The sequence below is a fragment of the Paenibacillus luteus genome (genome assembly GCF_006542765.1).
GTDB lineage: Bacteria > Bacillota > Bacilli > Paenibacillales > Paenibacillaceae > Pristimantibacillus > Pristimantibacillus luteus.
The window spans coordinates 89,345-103,425 of sequence record NZ_SKCD01000013.1; the positions used below are offsets into that span (position 1 = coordinate 89,345).

9 protein-coding genes are annotated in these 14,081 nt (G+C 50.2%); all 9 read left to right on the top strand.

The genetic code is table 11. The features are described 5' to 3' along the window. The first annotated feature begins 3 nt into the window (after window positions 1-3). On the top strand, window positions 4-807 hold the full coding sequence (locus tag E0496_RS12445) for a carbohydrate ABC transporter permease (RefSeq protein WP_141502018.1): 804 nt from the start codon (window positions 4-6) through the stop codon (window positions 805-807). A 16-nt stretch (window positions 808-823) separates the two neighbouring features. Beyond that, window positions 824-2,989: a YIP1 family protein gene (locus tag E0496_RS12450; protein ID WP_241674753.1), complete on the top strand. Its 2,166-nt coding sequence runs from the start codon at window positions 824-826 to the stop codon at window positions 2,987-2,989. After that, window positions 2,986-5,256, top strand: a complete 2,271-nt coding sequence (locus tag E0496_RS12455; RefSeq protein ID WP_141502019.1) for a DUF5696 domain-containing protein — start codon at window positions 2,986-2,988, stop codon at window positions 5,254-5,256. Before E0496_RS12450 ends, E0496_RS12455 begins: the two co-directional genes overlap by 4 nt. After that, a complete protein-coding gene (locus E0496_RS12460; RefSeq protein WP_141502020.1) occupies window positions 5,253-6,119 on the top strand; it encodes a carbohydrate ABC transporter permease in 867 nt (288 codons plus the stop codon). The genes E0496_RS12455 and E0496_RS12460 overlap by 4 nt, the downstream gene beginning before the upstream one ends. Window positions 6,120-6,151: 32 nt before the next feature. After that, window positions 6,152-7,117: a carbohydrate ABC transporter permease gene (locus tag E0496_RS12465; protein WP_141502052.1), complete on the top strand. Its 966-nt coding sequence runs from the start codon at window positions 6,152-6,154 to the stop codon at window positions 7,115-7,117. 322 nt (window positions 7,118-7,439) lie between these two features. Continuing rightward, on the top strand, window positions 7,440-8,804 hold the full coding sequence (locus E0496_RS12470) for an LLM class flavin-dependent oxidoreductase (protein WP_141502021.1): 1,365 nt from the start codon (window positions 7,440-7,442) through the stop codon (window positions 8,802-8,804). After that, entirely contained in the window at window positions 8,804-10,123 is a 1,320-nt protein-coding gene (locus E0496_RS12475; protein ID WP_141502022.1) for an LLM class flavin-dependent oxidoreductase, read from the top strand. Before E0496_RS12470 ends, E0496_RS12475 begins: the two co-directional genes overlap by 1 nt. Before the next feature lie 1,040 nt (window positions 10,124-11,163). Next, window positions 11,164-12,534 (top strand): ABC transporter substrate-binding protein, encoded by a 1,371-nt coding sequence (locus E0496_RS12480; protein ID WP_161601395.1) that lies wholly within the window; start codon window positions 11,164-11,166, stop codon window positions 12,532-12,534. 157 nt (window positions 12,535-12,691) lie between these two features. Next, a complete protein-coding gene (locus tag E0496_RS12485; protein WP_141502024.1) occupies window positions 12,692-14,014 on the top strand; it encodes an LLM class flavin-dependent oxidoreductase in 1,323 nt (440 codons plus the stop codon). Window positions 14,015-14,081: the final 67 nt, after the last annotated feature.

A 14,081-nucleotide genomic window follows, 5' to 3' on the forward strand; every position in this document is an offset into this window, starting at 1 on the left:
ATCATGCTTGCGTTGTCCGTCATTATGATTCTTCCGATTATTTATATCTTCAATCATGCCTTCAAGCCGTATCATGAATTGTTCATATATCCGCCCAAGTTTTTTGTGCAGGAGCCGAACATTCAGAACTTTGTGGAGCTGTTTTGGGTGACCTCGAATTCAATTGTTCCAGTTTCACGTTATTTGTTTAACAGCCTGTTTATTTCGGCAGCGAGCGTTATTGGCGTAACCATTGTTAGCGCGCTTTGCGCTTATCCGTTGTCGAAACATCCATTCCCTGGACGAAAATGGATCTTTGCCACCATCATCCTGATGCTGATGTTCACGCCGGAGGTCATTCAAATTCCGAGATACCTCGTCGTCAGCAACTTGGGAATTATGAATACCTACTGGGGGCATTTACTGCCGGTGCTGGCTCTGCCGGTCGCGGTCTTCCTGCTGAAGCAATTCGTGGATCAAATTCCCGATTCGCTGTTGGAGGCCTCTCGGATTGATGGCGCTAATGAGTTAACTGTATTTGTCCGAATCGTTATCCCGATGTGTATGCCGGCCATTGCGACCGTTGCCATTTTGGCCTTTCAGAACTCATGGGGCAACGTGGAAACCTCGATGCTGTTCATGCAGGACGACGAGATGAAAAACTTTCCGTTTTTCTTATCGACACTGACGAATAATTTGGCCAATAATGTAGCGCGCCAAGGCGCGGCTGCCGTAGCTGCCCTGATTATGCTGGTGCCGAATTTAATTTTCTTTGTTATTTTGCAAAGCAAGGTGATTTCGACGATGGCGCATTCGGGAATCAAATAATTGAGGGGGAAATCGTTTGAAGAACAGGAGGCTGCGGATTCGTCCGGCCATCATGGTCCTGATAGCGGCGATTTACATAACGTGGCCCGGCTTGCAGGCGACAGCCTCGCAGTTACCGTACGAAACCTATTATAAGGACGGCTTCGGACAGCTGGTGAAGACGCAAGCGGCTTACATTCCAGCCGGCATTCTCGGTACGGGAACGACGGGTTCGCTGGATGCTGCGAATTCAAGCCAAGAGGCCAGCGCTGAGGAAACGGCCCAGCTGCAGTTAAATCAGCCCAAGGATATTTTTGTGGACGGGAAGGATCACATTTATATTGCTGACACGGGAAATAACCGGATTGTTCATCTGGATGAGAAGGGGAAATTCGTCCGGGAAATCAAGGTTAGCGAAAGCCCGCTTAAGAAACCGAGCGGCTTGTACGTGGATCGGGCTGGGGAGATTTATGTCGCGGATACGGGCAACAACCGGGTCGTGAGGCTGGATGCTGCCGGCAAGCTGTTGAAGGAATTCGGTCGACCCGAGTCCAGCTATTTGCCGGCAGGCTTCAAGTATGATCCGGTAAATCTGATCTTGGACAAACGCGGCTTCATTTATGTCACGACGCTAGGCGCTTATCAAGGCTTGGTACAGCTGGACCCCGAAGGGGATTTCATCAGCTTCTTCGGACCGAACAAAGTGCCGTTTACCTTATTCGACGCCTTTAAACGGTTTGTCTATACACGCGAAATGTACCAGCGGGAGCTGAGGAAGCTGCCAGGCGCCATTGCGAATTCAACGATCGACCAGAATGGCTTTATTTATACCGTTACAAAGGAGATTCAAACCGATCAAGTTAAGAAGCTCAACATCGCCGGGTTGGATCAGCTAACGGGCAAAGGAGAGTTCGCTGCGCTGCAGCCTGTGAAGTCCTACGGTGAATTTTTTCATTATTCGCAGCGAGGCATTAGTCCACAGCTAAATGACATAACCGTGGACGCCGCTGGCAATATTACGGTCATCGATGCGGTGTGGAATATTATTAGCCAATATGATTTGAATGGTAATTTGCTGTTCTTCTGGGGCGGGGATGTCATTACGGCAACTTCCAAAACCGGGGTCGTCAAGACGCCGGCGGCCATTGCCAGTAACTCAAAGGGCGAGCTGCTCGTGTTGGACAGCGTAAATAACCTGATCCAGGTACTGCGCTTATCGGAGTTCGGGCAAATAGTTCATGAAGCGAATCAATTGACGCAGGAAGGCAGATATGAGCAAAGCGAGCCTTTGTGGACCGAGGTCCATCGCTTGAATGCGCAGTATACGCCAGCCTTGATTGGACTTGCCAAGGCGGCCTACAAGAAAGAGGATTATGCGCGAGCGGAAAAGCTGTTTTATCAAGCAGGCGTCGTCAATGGTTATTCGGACTCCTTTTGGCAAAACCGTTTGAAATGGTTTCAAAGCCATTTTGGCCTGCTTATGAACATCGCGATTGCAGTGGGAATTGCTTATCTGCTGTGGAATGCGCTATCCAAAAAGCTGAAGTGGAGTTTAAAGCTGCGCGCGAAGTCGCGTCCGAGACGCTTGCTGATCGAACAGCTGAAGCATGTGTTCTATTTAATCAAACATCCGGTAGATGGTTTTTATGCAATTCGTTATGAGAACAAAGCCGGTTTTCTCAGCAGCATTATTTTATTCCTTCTGGCAGCAGCATCCTATGGCTATATGCAGGCAGGAACCAGCTTTATTTTTAACCCAGCTGTACATATAGGCATTGATTTGCTTCCAATCACCGTTCAATTCATAGGCATCTGGCTCGGCTGGGTCGTATCCAATTATTTAATCAGCTCCTTGCTTCGGGGTGAAGGAAGGTTCAGGGACGTATTTTACAGCAGTTCGTACGCCTTATTTCCGATTATTCTCATAGGAATACCTGTAACTTTGTTATCGAATGTATTAACGCTGAATGAGCTGGCTATCTTCCATTTTCTGAAGCTGGTTATCGTCCTGTGGGTCGTGCTGCTCATGATCTGGATGGTACAGGGCATTCACAACTATACGTTTATTGAAGCAATTTTGATTATTGTATTGTCACTGCTAGCGTTAGCTATTATAGTGATCCTTATTTTTATCTTAATCAGTTTAAGCATCGAATTAGTAAATTTTATTAATTCCTTGTATCAGGAGGTAATCATCCGATGACGGCCCGCAAACCTAACTTTAAGCTCATAACGAAGCTGGCGTTCATCGCCGCCTTGCTGGTAGGCATCGGCTATGTGGCGCTTGCAGCTGCAGGCCTTTGGAATCATCAGGCGGAGGTTGCCTCCCTTGAAGAGGGGCTGTTTGAAGCCAAAGGAGCAGCCCCTTACCAGGCGGGACTTCCGGCTGAGAATGGATTTGAGGCTGTCGGAGAATCGGATACGTTAAAGCTGCTTGCGAATAAGGCTTCCGGTCATTTTCAGGTTATTCACAAAGCGACAGGGAACATTTGGCGTTCGTATCCCGATCCGCAATACTGGCAGGACGAGACCGTGCCAGCCACCTGGAAAAATAATCTCTCATCACCCGTTATGGTGGAATATGTCAACGCCAAAAATTATAAATCCTCGTCGGTCACAGCGGGCTTGATCGAGAACCAGGGCTATTTAGAAAACTTTCAGGTGACCGAAAATGGTTTTAAGGTGACATTTGTGCTGCCAAAGGTGCAGTTCAAAATTCCGGTTGAGGTTAGCCTGCAGGGCGACTACGTGGAGACGAAAATTATCGATTCGGAAATCGTGGAAGGCGCTTTAAGCCTGCTCAACATTAAACTGTATCCATTATTTGGCGCCCAGCCGTCAGTTGGGCAGGAGGGTTATATTCTATTGCCCGACGGGTCAGGCTCGCTCATTCATTTCAAGGAAAATCGCATCATGCCGCAGCTCACTTATAACGAGAGCGTGTATGGTCAGGACCTCTCCTATTATAACGAGAATACGGGCAGGCAAAGAATTGCCATGCCAGTTTACGGCATCAAGTCGGGAGAGCAGGCGTTTGTTGCCGTCATCTCGCAGGGAGAGGCATTCGCGAACGTATACGCGGCGCCTTCCGGAGCGGTAGGCCGCTCAAACTGGGCGACGACGGAATGGCAATACCGCAAGCGGTTTTTCCAAAGCGTCAGCAAAAGCACCGGTGAGGGCTTCTACACTTATAGCGGCGAGAAATTTGCGGCAGATGCGAGAGCTACCCGTTATTACCCGCTCGCGCCGGATAAAAGCGATTATGCGGGAATGGCGGAGGTATACCGAAATTATTTAATTCAGGAGCAGGGCGTGAAGCCGCTGGCGGAACCGAAGAAGGATATTCCGCTGTATGTCGATATTGTCGGGGCAGACATCGAGAAGGGACTTTTTGCCGATTCGTATCTGAAAGCGACGACGACTTCGGAGGCGAAGGAGCTTGTGAACCAGATTTATGGCCTCGGGATTCACAATATGCAAATTCATTACTCCGGCTGGCAGCAGGATGGCTACAGTACGCATGGCGGCTACTTTCCTGTCGATAAGCGGCTTGGCGGGAACGACGGGATGAGAAGCTTTATTGCATTTGCCCACACGCGTGAGATTCCTGTGTATCTCACGGCAAACTACACGCTGAATACGAACGGGGATGACCGCTTCTGGTGGCGGCGCGACGGCTTGCGCAATTTGGCGGGAACGGTGCTCGAGGAGCAGAACAATGAGGATCAGGATGCCGCTATGTTTGTCAGTCCCAAATTTTACGAGAAGGTTGTGGCAGGAGATCTGAAGGATTACAAGAGCCTCGGCGCGGACGGTATCTATTACGAGGATAGCATCGGCCAGCAGGTGAATACGGATTTCAACAGCCGTTACAAGGCTAGCCGTGCGGATGTTGTTGCGGTTCAGAGCAGTATTCTGGAGAAGAGCAAGGAAGCGCTCGGCTCGCTTGCGGCAAATAACGTCAACTTTTACGCACTCGGTCAAATTGATCACGTTCACCGGCTATCGGACGATTATTCGTATGACGTATTTATAAGTGAAGAAATTCCTTTCGCCCAGATCGTGCTTCACGGTTTGCGAACCTATACGCTTGAATGGTCAAATTTACGCGATGAGTTCGAGGATGAGTTTTTGCGGAGCATCGAATATGGCGCGTATCCGGCCTACGTGCTTAGCGGCGACGCTGCGGACGATTTGAAAAAATCGTATTCCTTATGGTATTACAGCCTGAATTATAAGGATTGGCTCGACCGGATCAGCGCCGAATATGCGAAAACGAATGAAGCGCTGGGAGATGTGCAGAGCGAGTTCATTACGGAACACCGGACGCTTGCCCCTAAAGTGAAAGAAACGGCGTACAGCAGCGGCAAGCGGATTATCGTCAATTATAATGAAACGGATTATAACCAGAATGGCGTATTCGTTCCGGCAAAAGACTATGCGGTCATTAAAGGAGGGACAAAGCCATGAAATTTAGCCGAAAGCTGGAGAATACGACGCTGAGGAAGCTGGAGGGCTCATTGTTTATTGCGCCATGGGTGTTTGGCTTTCTTGTATTTGTCGCCTTCCCGCTGGGGTATTCGCTGTATATGAGCTTTCATCAGGTTAAAATTACGGTGAGCAGCGTGAATTACACGTTTATCGGTTTGAATCATTATCGGGAGATCCTAATTGCGAACGGAAGCCTGCTCTATGAGGAGCTGTTCCCGTTTCTGAGGGAGTCGGCGATGATGATTCCGATCATTCTTGTCTTCTCGCTCTTAGTTGCGATTTTGCTTAATTTGCGGTTTCCCGGCCGAACGCTGTTCCGGGTAATCTTCTTCCTGCCGGTCATTTTCTCCTCCGGCCAAATCGTGCAGGAGTTTATCGCGCAGGGGGAAGGCTCGCTCAGCATTATGGAAACGCTCCGGATCGATTATTATTTGCAGGAATATGTGCCTGGCGCCTGGGCGGCTCCGATCGAGAAGGTCATGAGCTCGTTTGTGCTCGTGTTATGGTACTCGGGCGTCCAGATTTTGATCTTCCTCGCGGGAAGGCAGACGCTGCCTGCATCGGTATACGAGGCTTCACGCATTGACGGCTCAGGGCCGTGGAATACCTTTTGGAAAATTACGCTTCCGGGTCTCGTTCCGTATATTTTCCTGAATCTAATGTACACGGTGGTTGATCTGTTTACGTTCCCTTCCAACCCGATCGTGAGCCGCGTGAACACAAGCAATTACGGCAGCTCCAGTGCGCTCGCATGGATTTATTTTACGATCATTCTCACCTTCGTGCTCGTGACACTGTTTATTTACAGCCGGGTCGACAAATCGCTGTCAGGAAAACGATAACTAGGAAAGTGAGGTGAAACACCGTGAAAATAGTGAAAAGAGGCAATGAAACCGTTGCAAGGCTTTATTCGGACGATAAGCTGCGCCGGGGGCTGGATGCCGTCAAATATCGGCTTCTAGGCGCTGAAATCGACAAGGGATTACTCTTTAAATTGTTTGTTTATGTCATCCTGATTAACGTTGCTTTCATTTATATCAAGCCGATTCTGTACATGGTGACAACGATGGTGAAGGATGCGCAAAACATACTGGACCCCACCGTGATCTGGGTGCCGAGAACGATATTTCTCGGGCATCTCCAGCATGCAAGCGAAATGCTGAACTACGGCAAAAGCTTTCTGATCAGCGTCTCGCTCGCTTCCTCGGTTGCGGTGCTGCAGGTGTTCTCCTGCGCGATTGCAGGTTATGCCTTCGCGCGGCTGGATTTCCCATTCAAGAAAGTATGGGGCGCGCTGCTTCTGTTCACCTTCATTATGCCGCCGCAAATTACGATTTTGCCGTCGATCATGCTGTTTAAGGAGTTTGGCTGGCTTAATACTTTTTTGCCGATGGTGGTGCCGGCTCTATTCGGGCATGGATTGAAGGGCGCGATGTTCGTTATTATTTATCGGGCCTTCTACTCGACGCTTCCTAAAGAGCTGGACGAGGCCGCAAGGATGGACGGAGCGGGACCGTTCCGCATGTTTTTCCGCGTCATGTTCCCGATCTCAAGATCGGCAACGGTAGTGGTCGTCTTGTTCTCGTTTGTCTGGAACTGGAATGACTTCTATTTCCCATCGCTGTTTATGTTTACAGCAGAGAACGTTCCCCTATCGATTACGCTTGCCAGAATGGCTGGCGAAATGAAGCTGGCCGAGGGCGCAGGAGAAATAACGGTTTATGCGGAAGCGATCAAAATGGCTGCGTCCTTCCTGATTATCATGCCGCTGCTCGTCGTCTATTTATTTGCCCAGCGCTGGTTTATCGAAGGGGTGGAGCGGACCGGACTGGTGGAATAGGGGTTTAAAAGGGGATTAAAAAGATTGACAGATTTTCAAGAAGGTGTTAAATTCATTCCACTGATATAAAACCATCTAATTTCATCTTTTTACTTGGATATTATCGACCGGATAGCCGGAGATTGCCTTAGGGCAGCTCTGGTTATTTTTTTTGAACTATAGGAAAATATGTCATTTTGCTAATCTTCTCTACATTTCTCGGAATGAAACGCGCTGAGCCGCCAAAGGACGGCTACAGCCGTTTCACCTTGCTAGAGAGGGAAGCAGGCGGACGGCGGTGTTGGATTGGAAAGACCAATAGGGCTTTAGGGGGAGAAGCGTTATGGGAGGATCGGAACGAAAGCTTAATCTGAACGCGTTTTTGGCGGCATCGGGTCATCATGAGGCATCTTGGCGGCATGCGGATACAAGCCCGGAGCGCGGCGTGGACATTCATCATTATGTAAAGCTGACACAAATTGCGGAGAAGGGCTTGCTCGATTCTGTGTTTCTGGCAGACGGCTATTGGGCACATTCGGGCTCCTTAGAACCGTTCACGCTGTTGTCAGCGCTGGCAGCATCTACTCGGCACATCGGACTGATTGCAACGGTGGAGACGACGTATAACGAGCCGTTTCATGTAGCCCGTAAATTTGCTTCGCTGGACCATATCAGCAAAGGCCGGGCCGGCTGGAATATCGTTACGGGCGCTGGTCCCGCGGCAGAACAGTTCAGCAGAGTGCAGCACCCCAAGCATCATGAGCGATATGAATCGGCAGAGGAGTTTGTGGAAGTCGTGAAGCAGCTGTGGGACAGCTGGGAGGATGACGCGGTCCGCAATGACAAAATTAACGGCATTCTGATCGATCAGGCCAAGGTTCACACCATCGACTTTACGGGCAAGCACCATGCTGTTCAAGGACCGCTGAACATTGCGCGTCCACCGCAGGGCCATCCGGTGCTTGTCCAGGCCGGCTCGTCGGAGACCGGCAAGGATTTTGCCGCTAAGCTGGCCGAGGTTATTTTTACCGCGCAGCTTACGTTCGAGGAGGCGCAAGCATTTTATGGGGATGTGAAATCCCGCTTGGCGAAATACGGGCGCACGGCGGATCAACTGAAAGTACTGCCGGGCTTGAGTCCGATCCTGGCGGATACGGAGGCAGAAGCTCAGGAGATTGAGGAGGAGTTGTTCCAGTTAATTGATCATGAGGGGGCGACTAAGCGGCTGTCTTCCCGCCTCGGTATCGATTTATCGAATCATAGCTTAGACGACCGGGTAACTGCAGAGGGGGCTCTACTGACGGAACAAGTCAGCGGCATGAAGAGCCGGCACCAGCTGATTCTGGATTTGATTGAACGGGAGAAGCCGACACTGCGTGAACTCATTAACCGGCTAGCTGGCGCGCGGGGGCATTTTACCTTCACGGGTACGCCGCTGCAACTGGCGGATGAAATCGAAAAGTGGTTCCACGGCGGGGCTGCCGACGGCTTTAACCTTATGCCGCAGATTTATCCGAGCGGCCTGGAGCGTTTCGTAGACAAGGTCATTCCAGAGCTGCAAAACCGTGGCTTGTTCCGCACCTCCTATGAGGGGCAGACGCTTCGGGGCAACCTGGGACTTGCGAGGCCGGAGAATGCCAGATTTTCCAATGACTTCAACCACTCCACCAACGACTCCAACCACTCGAAAAAAGAGGTGTACTTATAATGGGCGAGGTTAATCGTAAGGTTCATTTAAATGTATTTTTGAGGGCAACTGGGCATCATGCGGGAGCATGGCGGCATGAGGATGCTCATCCAGAGCTGGAGCTGGACATTGATTACTTGGGCCAGCTTGCAAGAATCGCTGAGCGCGGCAAGCTGGACTCGATCTTTCTGGCGGACGGCTATGCAGGAGGCGGCAGCAAGCTGGAGCCGTTTACGCTGTTATCTGCACTGGCGTCAGTCACGGAGCATATCGGTTTGATAGCAACCGTGGGCACGGTATATAACGACCCGTTCCATGTTGCGAGACAGTTCGCTTCATTGGACCATATTAGCGGAGGCCGGGCTGGCTGGAACATCGTGACGGGGGCTGGCTCCGCTGCCCACAACTTTAGCCGGGACGAACATCCCGAGCATGCGGAGCGGTACGAGACGGGTGAGGAATTCGTCGAGGTCGTCAAGCAGCTGTGGGACAGCTGGGAGGATGACGCACTTATTTTTGATAAGCAGGCTGGAAAATTAGTAGACGCAAGTAAGGTGCATGAGATCAACTTTAAAGGTCATACCTATGCCGTGAAGGGACCACTCAACATCCCGCGCCCGCCGCAGGGCTATCCGGTGCTCGTGCAGGCAGGCTCCTCCGAGCAGGGGAAGGAGCTGGCGGCGAAGACGGCGGAGGTTATTTTTACCGCGCAGCAAACGTTTGACGCAGGGCGTGAATTTTACAGCGACGTAAAATCCCGCCTGGCCAAGTACGGCAGAAGCGCTGACGAGCTTGTTATTTTGCCGGGGCTGGCACCGATCGTTGCAGATACGGAGGCTGAGGCGAGAGAGTTGGAAGAAGAGTTGCATTCCTTTGTGGATACGAAGCGGGCGTTGGATGACCTTTCCGAGAGGTTTACGGTCAATCTCAATGATTATGCGCTGGACGCCCCGGTGCCGCTGGACAAAGCCAAGCCTGCCGAGGAATTCAACGGCATCCGCAGCCGGCAGGAGGTCATTCTTGATGCGGCGCGCAGGGAAGGCTTTACGATACGGCAGCTGCTCTATCGCAGCAATGGCGGCCACGGCCACATCACATTTACGGGCTCGGTGCTGCAAACGGCGGACCTTATTGAGAATTGGTTCCTGAATCACGCAGCCGATGGCTTCAATGTTTTGCCGCAGCTCTTCCCGACGGGGCTAGAAATCTTTGTAGACAAGGTCATACCTGAGCTGCAAAACCGCGGCCTGTTCCGCACCGAGTACGAAGGAGCGACCTTGCGCGAGAGCCTGGGCCTAAGAAGGCCCGCGAACACGCGGCATCTTCAGCAATCTGTATAGTTTGAACTTTTGGTTTAAATATATAATTTTGAGTGGTCGGGCATGTGCGAGTGAGGGGAAATAGATTTAAATGTTAGATCTAAATGAATGATTTGATTGACCGATAATTCGTGATACGGAAGATGAAGATTTAATTTGTAGACTGATTTTTTCTGAAATCGACGAGTGGAAGAAACAGCTTTTAACCGTTATGGCTCTTAGTGGCGCTCCCTGCACGAAGAATGCTTAAACTTTAGCTGGCAGGCTCTATACTGGTGCAAAAGTGCTGTTCTTTGAGAAATAGATCTAAATTATAGATCTATTTCGTCAAAAATGGCCGATCTGGATGGAATAGATCTAAAAAGTAGATCTAACTGAGCTAGTTGGCTCCAAAAGGGCGGGAAAATGGTAGTTTCTAGTGAAATTAATCTGGATTGTAGATCTAATTGATCTGAAATAGCTCAATAGGGAGAAATGGATCTAAAAGTGGATCTAATCGAGCTGGGTGTCTCTAAATGGACGGCAAACTGGTGGTTTGTGGAGAGGGGAAAGTTAAACTTAAAGATGAAGTTTTAGCGAAGCGAGAAGATCGGTGTAGAGAAACGAAGTGTTCGCTGTTGCGGTCTTAATATTACTTTTACTACTCATATGAAATTAAAGAATCTGGCTGCAACCGTGATCGTAAAGATGATCTGTTCACGCAGCGCCCAAACCGTAAATCGTTAGTTCAACTTATCTAGATCTAAAAAGTAGTTCTAATCGGGTAGGTGGCTTTAGATGGACGGCAAAGGTTGATTTTCTGAGAAGTAGGTATAAAAAAGAAGATAAATCAAGCAGTTTGGAGCGAACTGAGCGGCAAGGGCTGGTCTGGCTAGCCAAACGTCACCCCTATTAGATCTTTTCAGCATTAATGCGTAAGTTTATTCTCCATCTAATTCGCATTCTTTCAAACAGCAGACTAGAAAATGAAAGCAGATAACCGGGTTCGTTATCAATTTCGACTTAGTTAGAGCCTATCTAGCATAGGGCAAAATTAAAATACAGAAATGAGAGGATATAGGATGGGGAAGTTAGGGTCTTTTATTACTTTATTAGCAATGGTTGTGCTGGTTACTGCCTGCGGAGGAGGGAATAACGCTCCAGCGAGCACGAACGCCGCAACCGAAACGTCTGCTACAGAAAGCAGCTCGCCGGAGAAAGCGGATTTCAAGAAGCTTGGCGATGAGCCGCTGAAGCTGACGTTTTATTCGACGGGAGCTACCTTTACCGATGTGGAGTTCGAGGCGATGATTGCGGGTCCCATTCATGCGAAATATCCGAACGTAACGATCGAACGCATTACACCGGCTGCAACCACGACGCCAGAAGAGGTCTTGTCCACGCATGTGCCCGATATCATTTTCGGCAGTGTGCAGCAACGTGTCATTCGTACGGGTGTATATCAGGATTTAAGAGAGCTGATTCAAAAGCATCATTTTGACGAAAGCCGTCTGAAGCCGATTGGCTATGACTATATCAAGGACATAACGAAGGGCAAGGGTGACGCAGTGCTCGCTTTGCCGTTCAATATTAACCAGCATGTTCTGTACTATAACAAGGATATTTTTGATAAATTTGGCGTGCCCTACCCGACCGAGAAGCAGTTGACATGGGATGAGGCGGTCGAGCTCGGAACGAAGCTGACAAGAACTGAGAACGGTGTCAATTATATCGGACTCGTCGTTGATAATTTAACAGGCCTATCCAAGTCGCTGGGCATTCCTTACCTTAACCGCGAGACTGGCCAGGCAGCGCTCGATACCCCGGAATGGCTGCGCGTGTTCGAGCTGCAGAAGAAAATTTTAGAAATACCAGGTTACGTGACGCCGGACGGCACGTGGAACTGGACACGGGACCATTTTATGAAGGATCAGAATATTGCCATTCGAGTATCTTGGCTGGCCAATATGGTTGGACCGCTCGAGGAGCTTCGCCAGCAGGGCGTGGAGTTTAACTGGGATATCGCGCCGGCTCCGAACTTCAGCGATCGTCTGGGCAATACGAGGGAAGCACAGATTCACTCCATCGCGATCAACAGCCAAAGCCCGCATCAGGATGAAGCGTTTCAGGTCATCGCCGAAATTTTATCGGATGAGGGACAACGAATTATTGCGAAAAACGGCCGCGTGCCATCGATCATTAATCCGGAGCTGGAGAAGGACTACGGCGCTGAAATTCCCGTTCTTCAAGGTAAAACGGTTCAAAATGTATTCATTGGCGAGCCGATCCAAGAGCATTACATCCATCCCTACGAATCCAGCATTACCGTACGTTTGACCGAGGCGGCGGAGGATCTTGCCATCCATGGGCTTGATGTCAATTCGGCTATCCGCAAAGCGACTGATGCGATCAATAAGGATGTAGAGACGTTGAAAACGACGATTGGCGAGTGATCAAACGACTGAAATCAAGCAAACGCCCAACCATAAGCTAAGTGATTAATTGTAAGCAAACGACCGAGCAGAAGCTAAGCGATTGAATAGTAAGCAAACGATCGAGTAAAAGCCAAGCGATGGAATTAATATCATGCTTCAGAAAAGGGGAATGAAAATGAGTCAAGCTCAGCGCAGGCTTAACCTTAATGCCTTTCTGTTCGGGACCGGCCATCACGAGGCGTCTTGGCGGCTGCCGGAGGCCCAGCCGGACCGTAATCTCGATTTCCGGCACGTGCTGCAAATCGTACAGACGGCAGAACGCGGCCTAATGGACTCCGTCTTCTTGGCGGATGGCTATTCGGGACGGTCCAACAAGCTGGAGCCCTTCACGGAGCTCGCTGCGCTTGCCAGCAGAACGAAGCATATCGGATTGATCGCGACGGTCGGCACAACCTATAACGAACCGTTTCATGTTGCGCGCAAATTTGCTTCTCTCGATCATATCAGCAAAGGCCGGGCGGGCTGGAACATTGTAACAGGCGCTGGATCGGCTGCCCATAACTTCGGCAGGGAGGAGCACCCGGACCATGCTTTGCGTTACGAAGAGGCGGATGAGTTCGTCGAGGTCGCCAAGCAGCTTTGGGACAGCTGGGAGGACGGGGCGGTTGTTAATGACAAGGCAACGGGCACTCTTGTGCTGAAGGACAAAGTCCATACGATCAACCACAAAGGCAAATATTATTCGGTGAAAGGCCCGCTCAATATTGCGCGTCCCCCGCAAGGCTATCCGGTGCTGGTGCAAGCGGGCTCCTCGGAGAGTGGCAAGGAATTCGCTGCAAAGGTGGCTGAGGTTATCTTTACCGCCCATCAGAGCATAGAAAGCGCTCAAGCCTTCTATGCGGATGTCAAAGGCAGGCTCCCCAAATATGGCAGAACAGCCGCTGAACTGAAAATTTTGCCGGGGATTAGCCCGATTCTTGCCAATACGGAGGAGCAAGCGCGCGAAATTGAAAACGAGCTGTTCGAGTATGTGAACCAAGACGGAGCAATTCGGCGGTTATCTGAGCGCCTTGGCATCGATTTATCTGATTATCCGCTGGATCAGCCGCTTTCCCTTGCGGGTATTCGGGAAACCGACGAGGTGAATGGCAACAAAAGCCGCCATCAACTGATACTCGATCTCGTTCGCCATGAGCATTTGACACTGAAGCAGCTCATTAACCGTTTGGCGGGAGCTAGAGGGCATTTTACATTTACGGGAACGCCCCTTCAACTGGCCGATGTGATCGAGACCTGGTTTCTGAACGGTGCAGCGGACGGCTTTAACGTTATGCCCCAAATTTATCCGAGAGGCCTTACGGCCTTTGTCGATCAGGTCATTCCGGAGCTGCAAAACCGCGGGCTGTTCCGCACGGAATATGAGGGAGCAACGCTGCGTGAGAACCTAGGTTTGAAGCGGCCGGAAAATATACGGTACGAGAGCAAGGCCGTATTTTAACACATCAAACAGCTGGATAGGATAGACATTAAAGTTAGATAAATCGAAGCAGCAGCATACGAAGGGG